Raw genomic sequence first — 16,482 nt, forward strand, 5'->3', positions numbered from 1 at the left:
GTTCAGCCCACCGGGGTCAGTACGAACACCGGGATCTGACGCTCGGTCTTCTTCTGATAGCCGGCATAGTCCGGGTAGGCCGCGACCGCGCGTTCCCACCACTGCGCCCGCTCATCGCCGAACACCTCCCGGGCGTCGTAGTCCCCGGTGACCGTTCCGTCCTGCAGTTCGACCCGCGGGTTCTTGACGACGTTGTGGTACCAGACCGGGTTCTTCGGGGCGCCGCCCAGCGAGGCGACGATCGCGTACCGGCCGTCGTGCTCGACCCGCATCAGCGGGGTCTTGCGCAGCTTGCCGGTCTTGGCTCCGACCGTGGTCAGCAGGACGACCGGCATGCCCTTCAGCTCGGTACCCTCGGTGCCGCCGGATGCCATGTACTGCTCGGCGTTCTCTCGGGACCAATCCCAGGGGCTGGGTGCATATTCTCCGCTCAGAGGCATTCGTCCAGCCTAGCCCGGGCGCGCGACACGACTGCCCGACCATGAGGTTTCGGCTGGCCTAACAATTAGTTATCACGTACCGTTGGTGCATGGCCCTCGCCGAGTATTCCGGACAGCAAGTGCCCATCGCGGGCGTGCCCTGGCCGGCCTACAAGCTGATCGCGCTGGCCGTCGGACTGGTCACCCTGCTGGGCGTCGGCGCGGTGACCTCCAGCGCCGCGGCCGCGGTGCTGACCGCCGCCGGCCTCTGCAGCGCGGTGTGGCTGGTGCTGGGCTTGCAGCGTCCTTCACAGCACTGAACGCAGCTATCGGACAGCCTCGGCGCTGCGCGGCTGGTGCACCTGCGGGCCGGGTTCGTCGGCGTAGAGCCCTTCGATCTCATCGGCATACTTCGCCGCGATCGGCCGGCGCTTGAGCTTCATGGTGAGGGTCACCTCGTCGCCGCCGGGCTCCCACAGCGCCGGCAGCACCCGGAAGCGCTTGATCTGTTCCACCCGCGAAAGCTTGGTGTTGCCGTCGGCCACCCCCGCTGCAATCTCGGCGATCACCCGGGGATCGGACGCCAGTGCGGCCGGAGTCGCCTCCGACAGCCCGTGGGCGGCCGCGTAGGGGGCGACCGAGTCGGCGTCGAAGACCATCAGCGCGGTGTTGTAGGGCCGGGAATCACCGATGGTCACCATCGCCCCGATCATCGGGCACGACGCCAGGATGGCGTTCTCGATGTTCGCCGGCGACATGTTCTTACCGGCGGCATTGATGATCAACTCCTTCTTTCGGTCGACCACCCGCAGGTAGCCGTCGGCGTCCTCGTCGAGGATGTCGCCGGTATGCAGCCAACCGTCGGAGTCGATCGCCTCGGCGGTCTTGGCCGGCTCCTTGCGGTACCCCCGCATCACCAGCGGCCCCCGCACCAGGAACTCGCCGTCGGAGGCGATGCGGCTTTCCAACCCGGGCAACAACTTTCCGACCGTACCGAGCCGGGCATCCCGCGGATGCGCGGTCGACGCCACGCAGCTGAGCTCCGACATGCCCCAGACCTCGCAGATCGGAATCCCGATCCCGGCGAAGAAGCCGATGGTCTCCTTGGGAATGGGCGCCGCGCCCGACACCGCCCAGCGCAGCTCATCCAATCCCAGCCTGGCCCGCAGCTTGGAAAGCACCAGTTCGTCGGCCCGCGCCCATTCCGCGGCCACGTCGTCGGGAACCGGATCGCCGGCCAGCAGGGCCGCAGAGCGCTTTCCGCCGACGGCCAGCGCCCACTGCAGGGCGGCGCGACGGTTGTCGTCCGGCTCCCCCGCGACGGCGAATTCGGTTGCGGCCTTGAGCTTCTCCCATACCCGCGGCACCGCGCCCCAGATCGTGGGCCGCACATCCGGCAGTGCCGCGCCGATCTGGCGGGCGTCGGGCACCACGGTGATCTGCACCCCGGCGATCTCCTGGTTGTAGAGCGCCATCGCCCGGTCGGCGATGTGCGCCGAGGGCAGGTAGGAGGTGATCCGGTCACCGAAGCGCACCCCGAGCACCGCATCGAGGGCGGCCGCCTCGAACAGCAGGTTGGTGTGCGTCATCTCCACCCCCTTGGGCAGGCCGGTGGTCCCGGAGGTGTAGATCAGCGTGACGACGTCGTCGGGTTGCACTGCCCGCCAGGAGGATTCGAAGTCGAAGTCGTCCGCTCCCGCGGCCAGCAGATCCTCGACCGACAAGGTGCCGTCCGGGTTGCCGTCGACGCACACGATGTGTTCGACGGGCGCACCGCTGGCCCGGATCGTTTCGACGTAGGCGGCCTCGCACATGACGACCTTGGTCCCGGCGTTGTCGAACAGATACCCGAGCTGCTCGGGGGGCAGGGTGTTGTACACCGAGAACGACGTGGCGCCCACGTGCTGGGCGCCGACCTCCAGCGGGTAGAACTCCAGCCGGTTCGCCATCATCAGAGACACCGTGTCGCCGTGGCACACTCCGAGCCCGGCCAGCCCGGCCGCCACCTGACGCACCTGCGCGGCGTAGTCACGCCAGGTCAGCGTCTGCCCGCCGCCGACCGTGCGCACCGCGACGGCGTCCGGATCGATCGCGGCCGTGCGCTGAAACGCCTCGCACAGCGTGGCCGCCCGCGGTGTCTGCGTCATCTGTTCCTCCTGCTCCCGGCCGCACCTCAGCGGCGATGGACCCGTTCCAGATATGCCATGGCCGAGGCCCGCGACTCGGTGTCGTGAAGCGCCGTCACCAGTGCGTCGGCGTCGTTCCAGCTGCGTGCGGTCCCCACCATGCCTTCGGTCACCGCATTGACCTGGCGCTTGGTGCCGCCCAGGGTGAGCGCGGACTTGGCGACCAGCTGGCCGACCAACTGCGCTATCTCGGCGTCCAGGTCGGCCTCGGGCACCACCCGGTTGACGAACCCCGACGACTTCGCCTCGTCGGCGCCGAACGGCCGGCAGGTCATCACCAGCTCCTTGGTGAGCGCCGGGCCGATCTCGCGGACCAGTCGCGGGATGCCGCCCCAGGCCAGCGGGATGCCCAGGTCGACCTCCGGGATCGAAAACCGGGTGTCCTCGGCGGCCACCCGCAGGTCGCAGGCCGCGGCCAGCACCACGCCACCGCCCACGCAGTGCCCGTGCAGGCGCGCCACGGTCACCGCGCGCATGGCCTCGACGGCATCCGCCATCCGCCGTCCGGCGTCGGCGGCCTCCCGCATGGCTGCGGCACCGTCGGCGGCGGCCACGAACGCGGCAAGGTCCGCACCGGCCGAGAACGCCCGGCCGTTTCCCGCGACCACCACGACCTTCACCGTGGGCCGCGCGTCGAACCAGCGCGCCGCCGCCACCAGCTCATCGAGGGTCACCGTGCTCAGGGGATTGAGCTTGTCCGGGCGATTCAGGGTGATCGAGCCCCGATCACCATCGGCCACCACCGCGATGGTGGTGGCCTGCTGCGATTCCATTCCGTTGACGTTAGCGGCGCCGCCGTGGCCCCGATGCGGGATTGACGCGGGTTTTGCCCCTGCGTGTCCGATCGGCCGCCATCGCTTACGGTGAGCCCTATGTCGATCGCCGTCACCGAGTTCAGCCTGGTCGAGCAGACCGCGTTCCTCACCGCGTACGCCCGCGCACTCGACAATCGCGCACCCACTCCGATCCTCGGTGACGAGTTCTCCGAGCGGGTGGTCGGCCTGATCGACTACGACTTCGAGGCTTTCCGGATCCCGGCCAGCGTGGTGCGCCAAACCGCCTTGCGCGCCAAGATGCTCGACGAGCGGGTGCGCAAATACACCGCCGCGAATCCGGACGCGGTGGTGGTCGACCTCGGCGCCGGGATCAACGAACCGCTGGCACGGGTGAGCCCGCCGGCCGGCGTCGACTGGTACAGCATCGACCTGCCAAACGTGATCGCGCTGCGCGACAAGGTGGTGCCGGCTCAGCGCGCCGAGCACGCCATTGCAGCCGATCTGACTGGCACAGACTGGACAGCCGGCATCCCGGTCGGGCGACCCACCATGGTGATCGCCGACGGCCTGTTCGCCTTTCTGTCCGAACCGCAGGTCATCGCGCTGATCGGTCACGTCATCGACTACTTCGGGACCGGCGAGCTGGCCTTCAACGACTACGGCCGGGTCGGCGCGATGAGCTCGCTGGCCATGAAGCTGGCTCCCCGGGGAATGTTCAGCGTGCTTCGCCACGTCTGGGCCAATCCCGGCTTCACCGACCCGCACACCCCCGAGCGGTGGGACCCACGACTGCGTCTGGTCGAGCAGGCCTGCCTGGCGCACGCCGCCGAGGTCGACTCGTTTCCCGGGGCTGCCCGCGCGATGACCCGGCTTGCCGGCCGATTCAAAGCGGCGGCCGGCAAGGCCCGGGTACTGCGCTACAAGTTCTGAACCGCTGGGTCAGAACAGCGAGGCCCCGGTCAGAACAGCGTGGCCAACGCCCCCCCGTTGAAGAAGTCGGCCGGGTCGAAGTCGAGCAGGGCGAACGGATCGTTCGGGATCAGGTAGTCCGGCACATTGGGAACCCACGGGTGGAACAGGCTGTTCCACAGCTGAACCGGCCCGTCGTCTCCGATCTCGAAGTATCCCGCGGAGGTGAAGGTGGTGGGGTCGGTCGCCACGGTGTAGGTGAAGTCGCCGGCAGACATGACCCAGTAGTTCATGTCGTGCGGCCCGATCCCGTTCATCGTCAGGTTGGTGAAGTCGCCGATGTTGATCACGTAGATCGACGACCCCGACAGGTAACCGAACTGGCCCAAGGCGCTGAGGTTGAAGTCTTCGGGCAGGTCCGGATTCACCACGAAGTCACCGAACTGGTAGGCCGAGGTGGAGTAGAACGAGTTCCAGAAGTCTTCGATCTTGATGTTGTAGGTACCCGCCTGGATCGCCTCGGCATCCTCCGGGGAGTACACAACGTTGTAGGCCTGGTCGCCCTTCCAGTCGGTGATGAACGGACGGATGCCCTCATACGTCCAGTCTCTAGCCACGCTTTCCCGGGTCAGGTCCTCCATCACCAGGCAGACCGCCCCGTTGCAGGTCTCATAGGGGCCCCCGCCCCACCCGGGCAGGGGAGGCGGTCCGCTGCCTTCCCCCGCGGCGTGGGCGGCCGACATCGGCAGCACGAGCGCGGCGAAGGCAGCGGCGGCGCCGACCCCGAGCAGGGTTAGAAGACGACGCGAAACCCACATGATTGCCTCCGTGTTCTTGTTGCACATGCGTACCTGTGAACGCTCTGGTGACCAGACGTTACTCTGGCGTTACAGGATTGACATCTTAATTTAATTTAAACCTTTGGTAAAGGTTGAGGTATCTCAGCGCTGAGACCCCGACCACGTGGTGCCGAACGTACCGGGGGTCGAAGTCGAGGCCGACAGCCGCTCCCCCCGAGCAGCGACACGACCCGTCTTGCTTGACATCAGAAACATCACCTTGCCCATGCCACACAGGCTGTGTGGGAAGTTCCAGACGTTACATGAGTGATGCGAAGTTGTTATTGAGAACGGACGTTAACGTTATGTAGAGGTTGAACCTGGCAGTCGGCTGTGGGACGCGGCGGGGTCAGACGACGGCACAGAGCCGTCGATCGCGCCATAAACTCTCCCACGTCAGGCCATTCCGCGGCCACGGCCCCGGGTTTAGACTTACCGTCTGGGCCACTGGCCACCAGGAAGTTTCCCTTGAACGACGGATGTTGCGGATCTGACACGCCCGAGCCGGGCGTCACCGACGATGACGAGTTCACCGCCGCGGTCGAAGAGTTGGCCGAGCACGAGAAGCGCCTCCTCGACCACTTGGCCGATCCCGCTGCCACCAAAGCGTTTCTGGCCGATCCGAGCGCAGTGCTACGGCGCCTGAAGATTCCGGTTCCCGCGGCGATAGCTCACCGGCTGCGACTGCCCGACGCCAATCGCATCGGGGACCTAACGGCCCGCCCGGTGGGCCTGCCCAACGGGCAGACCATCACCCCCCGGGCCAAGATTCGGATCGTCGGCCGAAAGCGCTGAGATGGCCGGTCAGCAAAGCGCCGGGTTCGACCTGGTGATGGAGTTCTCCGAAACCCCATTGCAGGAACTGCTCGGCGTCTTCTTCGACACCAGCGACTTCCTGTGCACGCTGCTGAACCTGCTGGCCATCCCCTGCGAGGGATTCAACGTGTCCGTCAGTCTCGACCGCCCAGCCGGCTCGGTGCTCACCGCCGCGCAGACCGATGCCGTCGACATCCAGCTCACCGCAACGCTCGGCGTCGCGTGGCGGCTCCGGCTGATCGCCGGGGTCGACGTCGACCGGGGCACCCCCGGGCTCAACCAGGTCCGGCTGAACCTGCGCGACCGGCTCTACCATCTGTCCGGGACCATCGGATCAGCCCCGGCGGACACCACCGCGCTGTCGGACTACCTGCGCAACACCGTTGCGGCGATACCGCTTCCGGTGGCCATGACGGTCAGCACCGACCCGAATGCATCCACCCTCACCCCCACCCGGCTGGACGTAAAGATCATCGACGGCGCCGTCGGCGAGAACGCGTTCGCCGTGTGCGTCACCTACGGCGGCGGCACCCCCGGCAGTCTCGCGAACCTGACCACGAGTGCGATCCCGGACGGCAGCACCGCCACCCTGATGATGGGGTTCGGCTGGCTGCTGCGACTGATGGAGCCCGCTATCGAAGCCGGGATCGGCTTGGCACCAGGCGATTTCGAGGACGGTCACCTCACCCGCTCCGTCGTGATCGACCACGACGAAGACGTCAGGCTGACCCGGCTCGATTTCACGCTCGAGGACGGCTTCATACAGGTGCGCTCGCGGGTGGAGAAGAGCGGGACGTGCTATGACGCCAGCGCGGATTTCGGCGGGAACTTCCGGCTCGAGGTGCGCAACGGTGAACTTCGCGTCGATGCCGACCTCTCCGACCCCGACATGGACATCGATGTCCCCTGGTACTGCTGGCTCGGTGCCGCGGTCCTCGGTGCGCTGCTCGGCGGCATCGTCGGCGCCGTCCTGCTGCCGGTGCTGTTGCACCTGGTGACCTCGACGGTCGAAGACGTGGTCAACACCGTCGCGGACACCGTCACCTCCGCGATCAACTCCGCCACCCCGTCGGTGAACGTTCCCGCGATCGGCTTCAATCTGCTGTTTCAGAACGCGTTCGTCGACGACATCGGCGTCGGCTGCCGTGTCGTCGTCACCGACACCGCACCGGTGCGGTGCCAGGGCGTCGTGCGGCTTCGCCCCGGCCAGCAGTTGGACCTGGACAACGGCGCGGTCGGCGGCGTCGTGGACGGAGCCGATCTGCGCTGGACCGGCGGCGGCACCCGGGCGAGCCTGGAAGCGCTGTGCGTGACGCGCATCGCCGACACCAATGACATCCGGTTCGGCGCGATCCCGCGATACCGGCTCTACGGGCTGAGGTATTCCCGCCGGCTGATCCCGGTCAGTGAGCTCGGGCACCTGGCGGTCATCAACCTGCCGATCCTGCCCGACATCGAGTTCTTCGCCCCCAGCCTGTCGGTGTACGCGGTCCGCACCAATGAGCGCAGGATCGCCCTGATCCAGGCCATCGACCTCGACGACGACACGGTGACGCTGCGGTACAAGACGTTCGGCGTCGCCGACCCGACAGTGCGGATACTGGGTGATTTCGCCTGCCCGCCACGCACACACGGTCCGGTGGTGCTCGACGGGAAGATCGATGTGGACACCGTCATCACCCGCGCCCCGCATCAGCCCCGGACCGCATTGCCGGCCAAACTGACACCGTTGCTCTCTCGCACCACCAGTGCACCCGGCGCGCCCTTGCCGGCGGCCGAGGTGTCCCGGCTGGAGGAGATGGCAGCGCTGGAGGGGACGCTGGGTGGCAGCGCCCAGGTGCAACTGCGCTCGCGTGATGCGCGGGTCTCACTGCCGGCCAGCGAACTGCTGGTCCTCGCTGACCGTCGGCCGATCGCCATGTCCGACGCCCTCCCGCGCCGGCTGGCCGTCATTCTCGTCCTGCGGCAGCGCACCGCGGTGTTCACCGCAGTCGTCGACCACATCATCGATGTCCGATCGGTGACGTGGTGGATCAACCGGACGTTGCTCGATCCCGCGGTCGGCGCGGAACAGATCGACGGGGTGGGCTATACGTTCAGCCAGTCCGGTCTTGGCCTGACCCTGACCACCGACGCCACCACGGCCTATGAATTCGAGTTGCGGGTCGCGGTGGAGAACGCCAACGCCGACCGCTTCATCACGTCGCGATGTGTGTCCTTCAACCCGATCTGCCGGCGAACGTTTCGGGTGCTCGGGCACTGGCGCGAGCTGGTCGGCGTGGTCCCGGGCCTGCCCACCTCGATACCCGGGAAATAGGGCGTGCCAAGACCGCAACGGCAGATCAGGTCGCATCGCGCTCAGTGGCCGGTTCGAGCCACCAGACACCGCCGGCCGTGGTCGTCGCGTCGCTGCGGCACACCTCATCGAGGGCAGCGATCAGGCGCCCGATGAAACGGCGGTTGCGCGGGAAAGCAATGTCCGAGGTATAGATCAGCTGGGGCACGGCCTCCCCCGCTGCACTGCGTTGGCGCCGTAGCCGCTCGAAATCGACAACATTGTTGGTGACCAGGGTGCGGTCGTCATCGACGGCGCGTTGCACAAGGTCCGCATCCGCAGCTCCACGCAGCGCAGAGTCGGTGGCCACCGCCAGACAGTCGTGGCCGCGGGCGTTCAACTCGGTTGCCACGCGCGGATGGAACATCTCGTCGAGAAGCAGCCGCGCGGTCACCGACCGAGTAACTCTTGCTCACGCCGCCAGCGCAGCTGGGCCTCGGCCGCCTCGGCCTCTGCCCGGGCAATCCAGCCGTCGATCTCGGCGGGGAAGGCCGCCTGGTAAGCGATCGCGGCGTGGATCAACCTGGCCTCTACCCCGCTCGTCTCACTGACCAGCGCCACCAGGGCCGCCGGATCGAGGTCGGGCTCCGCGCTACGCGCGCTACGCAACGCCCGCGCGACCTCCCATACGTCGGGCCCGCCAACTAGTCCCGCCCGACGTCCGGCCGGCCCGTCGCGAAACACGATCAACGGGTGTTCCTGGACGCGCAACGCCTCGTCCACCAGTTGGTTGGTCGCCGCAGATGCGCTCAGTCCGGGGTGCGCCGCCACGAATCGAGCCAGGCGGGCGGCGACATCGGCATCGAAACGAACAGACGTGGGACTACCCATGGCTACATTGTAGTTATCGGTAGTAGACGTGCGCTACCCGCCAAAACACCCGGGCAAGCTAGCTCTGGCTGATGATGCCGCCGCGGCGTGTCAGTTCTGCCCATGGACTGACAGACGAAGAATCGCGCCGGTGCGCGCTCTACCCGCCCAGGCAACCCGGCCCCAGCAGCGCCTTCAAGTCCCCCATCAGCGCCGAGGACGGCGTCACCCGCAGCGAGGGATCCAGTTCCAGCACCGTGATCCGCTCGCCGCTGATCAACCGCAGCTGCACCTGCGCGGTTCCCGGATGCCGGGTCAGTACCTGCTTGAGTGCGCTGACCTTGTCCATGGTGCACTGCCGGGTCGGCAGGCTGACCGCCAACGGCCGGTCCGCGGCGTTGGCTGAGAAGTCGGGAACCACCAGCTCGTTGGCGATCAAAGAGATCCGGTCATCGCGGATGTTCACCTTGGCGCTGACCAGCACGACGGCGTCGTCGACCACCTCGGCGCCGTAGGCCGAGTAGGTCTGCGGGAAGAACATCACCTCGATGCCGCCGGTGAGGTCCTCCAGTTGCGCTGAGGCCCAGGGCAGGCCGTTCTTGTTCACCCGGCGGTTCACCGATGCCAGAATTCCGCCGACCCGCACCTGGGTGTCAGAGGCGATATCGCCCTCCAGGATCGCGGGAATCTGCGTGTCGACCTGGGCGGCCAGCAGATGCGCGATGCCGTTGAGCGGATGCCCGGAGACATAGAGCCCCAACATCTCCCGCTCCAGGGCCAGTTTGTGCTTGTCGGCCCACTCCTCATCCGGCACCTTGATGCCGAAAACCGCGTCGGTGGCCACGCTTTCGCCCTCGCCGCCGCCGAACAGGTCGAACTGCCCCATCGCCTCGGCCTTCTTGGTGCCCAGCACCGAGTCGACGGCGTCGGTGTGCACCAGGAACAGGCCCTTGCGCGGATGCCCCAACGAGTCGAAGGCGCCGGCCTTGATCAAGGACTCGGTGACCTTCTTGTTGCAGGCGGCGATGTCGATTTTGTTCAGGTAGTCCGAGAAATCGGTGAACCGGCCCTTGCGCGTCCGGGTGGCGATGAGCGACCCGACGACGTTCGCACCGACGTTGCGCACCGCGCCCAGCCCATAGCGGATGTCGGCGCCCACCGAGGCGAAGTTCAGCTCGGATTCGTTGACGTCGGGCGGCAACACGGTGATGCCCAACCGGCGACAGTCCGCCAGGTACACCGCGGCCTTGTCCTTGTCGTCGCCGACCGAAGTCAACAGGCCCGCCATGTATTCGGCCGGGTAGTTGGCCTTCAGGTAGGCGGTCCAGTACGACACCAGGCCGTAGCCGGCGGCGTGCGACTTGTTGAACGCATAGCCGGCAAACGGAAGGATGGTGTCCCACAACGCCTTTACGGCACGTTCGGAGAACCCGTTGGCCGTCATCCCCTCGTAGAAGCCTTTGTACTCGGCCTCCAGCACTTCAAGCTTCTTCTTGCCCATGGCCTTACGCAGCGCATCGGCCTTGCCCATCGAGTAGGAGGCCACCTTCTGGGCGATGAACATGATCTGCTCTTGGTAGACGATCAGGCCGTAGGTCTCCGACAGGATGTCGCGCAGCGGATCTTCGAGCTCGGGATGGATGGGCTTGATGGCCTGGCGATTGTTTTTTCGGTCGGCGTAGTCATTGTGGGCGTTCATGCCCATCGGGCCGGGCCGGTACAGCGCGAGTACTGCGACGATGTCGTTGAACTCGGTGGGCTGCATGCGCCGCAGCAGGTCACGCATCGGGCCGCCGTCGAGCTGAAACACCCCGAGGGTGTCACCACGGCCCAGCAGTTCGTAGGTGCGCGGGTCGTCCATGGGCAGAGTGTCGAGGTCCAGATCCACCCCCCGGTTGGCTTTGATGTTCTCCAGACAGTCGCCGATGATGGTGAGGTTGCGCAGGCCCAGGAAGTCCATCTTCAGCAGGCCGATTTCCTCACACGACGGGTAGTCCCAGCCGGTGATGATGGCGCCGTCCTGCGGACGCTTCCACAACGGGATCGCGTCGATCAGCGGCTCGGAGCTCATGATCACCGCGCAGGCGTGCACGCCGGCGTTGCGGACCAGGCCCTCCAGCCCGCGCGCCGTCTCGTAGATGGTGCGCACGTCGGGATCGGTGTCGATCAGCCCGCGGACCTCGGCGGCCTCCTTGTACCGCTCGTGGTTCGGGTCGGTGATGCCCGACAGCGGGATGTCCTTGGCCATGATCGGCGGCGGCAGCGCCTTGGTGATCCGGTCGGCGATGGCATACCCGGGTTGACCGTAGTGCACACGCGCCGAATCCTTCAGCGCCGCTTTGGTTTTAATGGTGCCGAAGGTGATCACCTGGGCGACCCGGTCACTGCCCCACCGCTCGGCGGCATAGCGCACCATCTCGCCGCGGCGGCGGTCGTCGAAGTCGATGTCGATGTCGGGGGCCGACGGCCGTTCCGGGTTGAGGAAGCGTTCGAACAGCAGCCCGTGCGGGATCGGGTCGATATTGGTGATGCCCAGCGCGTAGGCCACCAGCGATCCGGCCGCCGAACCGCGGCCCGGGCCCACCCGGATGTTGATCGAGCGCGCGTAGTTGATCAGGTCCGCGACGATCAGGAAGTAGGACGGAAATCCCTTGCCGCAGATGACATCGATCTCGTAATCGGCGCGCTCGGTGTACTCGCTCGGCACGCCCGCCGGAAAGCGCCGTTCTAAACCGGCCCGCACCTCGTGCCGAAGCCAGGAGCCCTGATCGTGCCCGTCGGGAACCGGGAACACCGGCATGCGGTCCCGCGGGGTCCAGACGTCGGCGTAGGACTGCACCCGCTCGGCGATCAGCAGGGTGGAGTCGCACGCCTCGGGCAGCACATCGTCCCAGAGCGCGCGCATCTCAGCGGCCGACTTCAGGTAGTAGCCGTCGCCGTCGAACTTGAACCGGGTGGGGTCCGACAATGTCTTGCCGGTCTGCACGCACAGCAGGGCCTCATGGTTCTGCGAGGCGTCGCGGGTGACGTAGTGGCAGTCGTTGGTGGCCAACGTCGGGATGCCGAGCTTGCGACCGACTTCCAGCAGCCCGTCGCGCACCCGGCGCTCGATGGACAGCCCGTGGTCCATCACCTCCAGGAAATAATTCTCGGCGCCGAAGATCTCCCGCCACTTCGCGGCCGACTCCAACGCCTCGCGCTCCTGGCCCAGGCGCAGCCGGGTCTGCACCTCACCGGACGGGCAGCCGGTGGTGGCGATGATGCCCTCGGCGTGCTCGGCGATGATCTCGGCGTCCATCCGCGACCACTTGCCGAGCTGACCCTCGAAGGAGGCCAGCGAGGACAGCCTGAACAGGTTGCGCAGCCCGGTGGCGTTCTCGGCGACCATGGTCAGGTGGGTGTAGGAGCCGCTGCCGGAGACGTCGTCGCTCTTCTGGCCGGGATCGCCCCAGTGGATCCGGCGGGTGTCAAACCGGGAAGCGGGCGCGATGTACGCCTCCACCCCGATGATCGGCTTGATGCCGACCTTGGTGGCCGCGTTGTAGAACTCGCTGGCGCCGAACATGTTTCCGTGGTCAGTCATCCCGATCGCGGGCATCTCGAGGCGCTGCGCCTCGGCCAGCATGGGGGCGATCTTCGCCGCGCCATCGAGCATCGAGTACTCGGTGTGGTTATGCAGGTGCACGAAGGACCGCGAAGATGAACTGTCCATAGGACCGCCAGTCTATGGCCGCGCACCGACCGATCTCGGCGTGTCGTGGTGGGTGTGTCTCTGCGACCTTCCCGGGACAGCGGCCGCCCCCGTGCACTACGTTGAGATTCGGCTGAAGCGGAGGAGATTCATACATGAGCGTGTACCGGGTGATCGACATCATCGGGACCAGCCCGTCGTCCTGGGAGAACGCCGCGGCCGAAGCGGTGCACCGGGCCAAGCAGACCATCGACGACATCCGCGTCGCTCAGGTCGTCGAGCAGGACCTCACCCTCGACGACAAGGGCGGGATCATCTACCGCACCAAGCTGCGGATCTCTTTCAAGATCCGGCCGCCCAAGTCGGCGAACGACGCCGACTGACGGCGCCGATGCCGCGGAGCTTCGACGAGCTGGTAGCCGAGGCCGTCGCCGCGCCGGTCGATGGCTGGGATTTCTCCTGGCTGGACGGTCGGGCCACCGAAGAGCGCCCATCGTGGGGTTATCAGCGGCTGATGAGTCATCGGCTCGCGGCAGCGACGGCCGGCCTCGACCTGCAGACCGGCGGCGGCGAAGTCCTGGCCGGCGCCGAGGCGTTCCCGCCCGCCATGGCCGCCACCGAGTCGTGGCCGCCGAATGCCGCTCGCGCCACGCAGCTGCTGCATCCGCGGGGTGTCGTGGTGGTGGTGACGCCGGATCACCCGCCGCTGCCGTTCGCCGATGAGGCGTTCGACCTGGTCACCAGTCGACACCCGATTGTGGTGTGGTGGTCGGAGATCGCCCGGGTACTCAAGCCGGGCGGTGGCTACCTGGCTCAGCACATCGGGCCGGGCACCGTCGGTGAGCTGGCCGACTACTTCGACGCACCGCCCGCCGCCCGGCACGCCGCGTCGGATGTGGCGGGTCAGGTCGCCGAGGCCCGAGCCGTCGGCCTGCATCCGGTGGACGCGCGCATGGAGCGGCTGCGGGTGGAGTTCTTCGACGTCGGGTCGGTGATCTACTTCCTGCGCAAGGTGATCTGGATCGTGCCGGGCTTCACCGTCGAAGGCCATCTGGACCGGCTGCGTGAGTTGCACGAACTCATCGAGGCGCGGGGCCCGTTCGTCGCGCACGCCACGCGGGTGCTCATCGAGGCCCGCAAGCCGGCGCGCTGACTCAGCGCCGCAGGACGTCCAGGGCGTGCTGCAGATCGGCTGGGTATTCGCTGGTGATCTCCATGCGCCGTCCGTCGCCGGGATGGGCGAACGCCAGCGAGCGGGCATGCAGCCATTGACGTTCCAGGCCGAGCTTGCGGGCCAGCGTCGGATCCGCGCCGTAGGTCAGGTCACCGCAGCACGGATGGCGCAGGGCCGAGAAATGCACCCGGATCTGGTGGGTGCGGCCGGTTTCCAGGTGCACGTCGAGCAGGCTGGCGGCCACGAACGCCTCCAGCGTGTCGTAGTGGGTGATGCTGTGCCGGCCGTCCGCGGTGACCGCGAATTTCCAGTCCGGCCCGTGGTGCCGGCCGATCGGTGCGTCGATGGTGCCGCTGGACGGGTCCGGATGGCCCTGCACCAGCGCGTGGTAGCGCTTTTCGACAGTGCGGGCCTTGAAGGCGCGTTTGAGCGCGGTGTAGGCGCGTTCGGAGATCGCCACCACCATCACCCCGGAGGTGCCGACATCCAGACGGTGCACGATGCCCTGGCGTTCCGGCACCCCTGAGGTGGTGATCCGGTAGCCGGCCGCGGCCAGCCCACCCAGCACGGTGGGCCCGCTCCAGCCCACCGACGCATGCGCGGCCACCCCGGCGGGCTTGTCGACGGCAACGATGTCGGCGTCGGAGTACAGGATCGTCATGCCCTCGACCTCGGCCGGGGTGTTCTCCAGCGGGGGCGGGGCCTCGGGCAGCCGCACCTGCAGCCACGCACCGGCGGCCAGCCGATCGGACTTGCCCACCGGTGATCCGTCCAATTCGACGTCACCGTTCTCGGCCAGGGTCGCGACCACGGTCCGTGACAGGCCCAACAGTCGGGCCAGTCCGGCGTCGACCCGCATGCCGGCCAGCCCCTCCGGGACCGGCATGGATCGTTCCGTCACAGCCGCATCAGGATTGCTCGCCGTCGCCGGCCGCGCTCACTTGGCGCGGCTCCTCAGCGTCGCTGCGCTCCGCATCGTCGTCCGCGCGGTTCACCTGGCGCCGCCCGACGGTGTCGAAGTCGAAGCCGAACACCGACAGCCCCACCAGCAGGATCGCACCGCCCACCACCGCGGGGTCCGCGACGTTGAACACCGGCCACCAGCCGATCGACAAGAAGTCGACGACGTGGCCCTGCAGGTGACCCGGCGCCCGGAAGAACCGGTCCACCAGGTTTCCCAGCGCCCCGCCGAGGATCATGCCGAGCCCCACCGCCCACCACGGCGACACCAGGCGACGCGACATCCAGATGATGCCGAGCACCACCGAGCTGGCGATCAGCGTCAACACCCAGGTGTAGCTGGTGGCCATCGAGAACGCGGCACCGGAGTTGCGGACCAGGGTCCAGGTCACGGTGTCGCCGATGATCGACACGGGCTGTCCGGGGGTGAGCATCTTCACCGCCAGCACCTTGGTGACGACGTCGGCCATCAGCACCACCGCGGCCACCGACAGCAGCAGTCTCAGCCGCCGGGGCGGTGCGGCCGGCTCCGATACCGGGTCAACCGCCGACTCGGTCGAGTCGGTTGTCTCGTCAGTCACGCCCCCATCATCCCTTAACCCGCGTGCGGCATGATCGCGGCATGGTGTCCAAGCGCCTCACGGTCATCGCCACCGGCGGAACCATCTCGTCGAGCACGGACGACCGCGGGGTGCTGCGCCCCTCCCGGCACGGCGCGGATCTGGTGGCCACCGCCAGCACTGCCGGCGGCGCCGATGTGACCGTGGTGGATCTGATGGCGCGGGACAGCTCGGAGCTGGGCCCGGCCGACTGGGACCGGATCCTCACCGCGGTGCGCGACGCCGTGGCCGGGGGCGCCGACGGGGTCGTGGTGATCCACGGCACCGACACCTGCGAAGAGACCGCGCTGTGGCTGGAACTCGGTTACACCGGGGACGCTCCTGTTGTGCTGACCGGGGCCCAGCGCGGTGCGGATGCGCCCGACGCTGACGGGCCGGGCAACCTGCGCGACGCCCTGGCCCTGACCGCCGACCCGGCGGCACAGGGGCTGGGGGTGCTGGTGTGCTTCGCCGGGCAGGTGCTGGCCGCACTGGGGCTGCACAAAGTGACCACCACCGACCTGACCGGTTTCGCCGGTCCGCGGCTGGGCACGGTGGCCGCCGGACACGTGCAGTTGGCCGACGACAAGATCCGCCCGCACCTGCACGCGGTCGGCACACCCCGGGTGGACGTCGTCGCGCTCTACGCCGGGGCGGATGCGGTCGCCCTGGACGCCTGCGTGGCCGCCGGTGCGCGCGGCGTGGTGCTGGAGGCGTTGGGTGGGGGCAATGCCGGGCCGGCGGTAATCGAGGGGGTGCGCCGACACTGCCGGCAGGGACTGGCGGTCGCGGTGTCCAGCCGGGTGCCCGGCGGTCGGGTGGGCCCGGACTACGGGCCGGGCCGTGCCCTGGTGGACGCCGGTGCGGTGATGGTGCCGCGGTTGCGGCCCCCGCAGGCCCGGGTCCTGCTGATGGCGGCGCTGGCGGCCGGGCAGCCGGTCGGCGACGTCTTCGGCCGGTGGGGCTGA

At 67.9% G+C, this 16,482-nt stretch carries 16 protein-coding genes; 7 read left to right on the forward strand and 9 right to left on the reverse strand.

From position 1 onward, the window contains the following. Positions 1–2: 2 nt before the first annotated feature. Positions 3–440 (reverse strand): nitroreductase family deazaflavin-dependent oxidoreductase, encoded by a 438-nt coding sequence (locus AWC16_RS08010; protein ID WP_085264215.1) that lies wholly within the window; start codon positions 438–440, stop codon positions 3–5. A gap of 89 nt (positions 441–529) precedes the next feature. On the opposite strand from AWC16_RS08010, the gene AWC16_RS08015 reads away from it, so the two are divergent. Further along, complete coding sequence (locus AWC16_RS08015; protein ID WP_085264216.1) at positions 530–739, forward strand: hypothetical protein; 210 nt, start codon at positions 530–532, stop codon at positions 737–739. A gap of 6 nt (positions 740–745) precedes the next feature. On the opposite strand, the gene fadD11 is transcribed toward AWC16_RS08015, so the two are convergent. Beyond that, positions 746–2,566 (reverse strand): fatty acid--CoA ligase FadD11, encoded by a 1,821-nt coding sequence (gene fadD11 / locus AWC16_RS08020; protein ID WP_085264217.1) that lies wholly within the window; start codon positions 2,564–2,566, stop codon positions 746–748. 26 nt (positions 2,567–2,592) lie between these two features. Next, positions 2,593–3,378 carry an enoyl-CoA hydratase/isomerase family protein gene (locus tag AWC16_RS08025; protein WP_085264218.1) on the reverse strand — a complete coding sequence of 262 codons (786 nt, stop codon included), beginning with the start codon at positions 3,376–3,378 and terminating at the stop codon, positions 2,593–2,595. Between the two features lie 99 nt (positions 3,379–3,477). Between AWC16_RS08025 and AWC16_RS08030 the strand changes: the two genes are divergently transcribed. Then, the gene (locus AWC16_RS08030; protein WP_085264219.1) at positions 3,478–4,311 is read left to right on the forward strand and encodes a class I SAM-dependent methyltransferase; all 834 of its coding nucleotides are present in this window, start codon (positions 3,478–3,480) and stop codon (positions 4,309–4,311) included. Between the two features lie 29 nt (positions 4,312–4,340). Here AWC16_RS08030 and AWC16_RS08035 read toward each other — a convergent pair whose 3' ends face one another. Next, complete coding sequence (locus tag AWC16_RS08035) at positions 4,341–5,108, reverse strand: hypothetical protein (protein WP_133055922.1); 768 nt, start codon at positions 5,106–5,108, stop codon at positions 4,341–4,343. A 489-nt stretch (positions 5,109–5,597) separates the two neighbouring features. Between AWC16_RS08035 and AWC16_RS08040 the strand changes: the two genes are divergently transcribed. After that, positions 5,598–5,924, forward strand: a complete 327-nt coding sequence (locus AWC16_RS08040; RefSeq protein ID WP_085264221.1) for a hypothetical protein — start codon at positions 5,598–5,600, stop codon at positions 5,922–5,924. 1 nt (position 5,925) lies between these two features. Beyond that, on the forward strand, positions 5,926–8,262 hold the full coding sequence (locus AWC16_RS08045) for a hypothetical protein (protein ID WP_085264222.1): 2,337 nt from the start codon (positions 5,926–5,928) through the stop codon (positions 8,260–8,262). Between the two features lie 25 nt (positions 8,263–8,287). Here AWC16_RS08045 and AWC16_RS08050 read toward each other — a convergent pair whose 3' ends face one another. From AWC16_RS08050 to dnaE, 3 genes are all read right to left on the reverse strand, one after another. Continuing rightward, positions 8,288–8,674: a DUF5615 family PIN-like protein gene (locus AWC16_RS08050; protein WP_085264223.1), complete on the reverse strand. Its 387-nt coding sequence runs from the start codon at positions 8,672–8,674 to the stop codon at positions 8,288–8,290. Then, entirely contained in the window at positions 8,671–9,111 is a 441-nt protein-coding gene (locus AWC16_RS08055; protein WP_085264224.1) for a hypothetical protein, read from the reverse strand. The genes AWC16_RS08050 and AWC16_RS08055 overlap by 4 nt, the downstream gene beginning before the upstream one ends. A 139-nt stretch (positions 9,112–9,250) precedes the next feature. Then, entirely contained in the window at positions 9,251–12,802 is a 3,552-nt protein-coding gene (gene dnaE, locus AWC16_RS08060) for a DNA polymerase III subunit alpha (protein WP_085264225.1), read from the reverse strand. Positions 12,803–12,936: 134 nt separating this feature from the next. Between dnaE and AWC16_RS08065 the strand changes: the two genes are divergently transcribed. Both AWC16_RS08065 and AWC16_RS08070 read left to right on the forward strand, forming a co-directional pair. Beyond that, positions 12,937–13,164, forward strand: a complete 228-nt coding sequence (locus AWC16_RS08065; RefSeq protein ID WP_085264264.1) for a dodecin family protein — start codon at positions 12,937–12,939, stop codon at positions 13,162–13,164. A gap of 8 nt (positions 13,165–13,172) precedes the next feature. Then, positions 13,173–13,934 carry a class I SAM-dependent methyltransferase gene (locus AWC16_RS08070; RefSeq protein WP_207572281.1) on the forward strand — a complete coding sequence of 254 codons (762 nt, stop codon included), beginning with the start codon at positions 13,173–13,175 and terminating at the stop codon, positions 13,932–13,934. Position 13,935: 1 nt separating this feature from the next. On the opposite strand, the gene AWC16_RS08075 is transcribed toward AWC16_RS08070, so the two are convergent. Then, positions 13,936–14,856 (reverse strand): RluA family pseudouridine synthase, encoded by a 921-nt coding sequence (locus AWC16_RS08075; RefSeq protein WP_085264226.1) that lies wholly within the window; start codon positions 14,854–14,856, stop codon positions 13,936–13,938. 7 nt (positions 14,857–14,863) lie between these two features. Then, the gene (gene lspA / locus AWC16_RS08080) at positions 14,864–15,496 is read right to left on the reverse strand and encodes a signal peptidase II (RefSeq protein ID WP_085264227.1); all 633 of its coding nucleotides are present in this window, start codon (positions 15,494–15,496) and stop codon (positions 14,864–14,866) included. Positions 15,497–15,537: 41 nt separating this feature from the next. On the opposite strand from lspA, the gene AWC16_RS08085 reads away from it, so the two are divergent. Beyond that, positions 15,538–16,482, forward strand: coding sequence for an asparaginase (locus AWC16_RS08085; protein ID WP_109561329.1), 945 nt, complete (start codon positions 15,538–15,540; stop codon positions 16,480–16,482).

The organism is Mycolicibacter longobardus (assembly GCF_002102265.1).
GTDB lineage: Bacteria > Actinomycetota > Actinomycetes > Mycobacteriales > Mycobacteriaceae > Mycobacterium > Mycobacterium longobardum.

Coding starts and splice junctions, on each gene's coding strand:
- dnaE (WP_085264225.1), bottom strand. CDS start 12,802: ATGGACAGTTCATCTTCGCGGTCCTTCGTGCACCTGCATAACCACACC.
- AWC16_RS08035 (WP_133055922.1), bottom strand. CDS start 5,108: ATGTGGGTTTCGCGTCGTCTTCTAACCCTGCTCGGGGTCGGCGCCGCC.
- AWC16_RS08015 (WP_085264216.1), top strand. CDS start 530: ATGGCCCTCGCCGAGTATTCCGGACAGCAAGTGCCCATCGCGGGCGTG.
- AWC16_RS08065 (WP_085264264.1), top strand. CDS start 12,937: ATGAGCGTGTACCGGGTGATCGACATCATCGGGACCAGCCCGTCGTCC.
- AWC16_RS08085 (WP_109561329.1), top strand. CDS start 15,538: ATGGTGTCCAAGCGCCTCACGGTCATCGCCACCGGCGGAACCATCTCG.
- fadD11 (WP_085264217.1), bottom strand. CDS start 2,566: ATGACGCAGACACCGCGGGCGGCCACGCTGTGCGAGGCGTTTCAGCGC.
- AWC16_RS08045 (WP_085264222.1), top strand. CDS start 5,926: ATGGCCGGTCAGCAAAGCGCCGGGTTCGACCTGGTGATGGAGTTCTCC.
- AWC16_RS08070 (WP_207572281.1), top strand. CDS start 13,173: ATGCCGCGGAGCTTCGACGAGCTGGTAGCCGAGGCCGTCGCCGCGCCG.
- AWC16_RS08025 (WP_085264218.1), bottom strand. CDS start 3,378: ATGGAATCGCAGCAGGCCACCACCATCGCGGTGGTGGCCGATGGTGAT.
- AWC16_RS08010 (WP_085264215.1), bottom strand. CDS start 440: ATGCCTCTGAGCGGAGAATATGCACCCAGCCCCTGGGATTGGTCCCGA.
- AWC16_RS08055 (WP_085264224.1), bottom strand. CDS start 9,111: ATGGGTAGTCCCACGTCTGTTCGTTTCGATGCCGATGTCGCCGCCCGC.
- AWC16_RS08030 (WP_085264219.1), top strand. CDS start 3,478: ATGTCGATCGCCGTCACCGAGTTCAGCCTGGTCGAGCAGACCGCGTTC.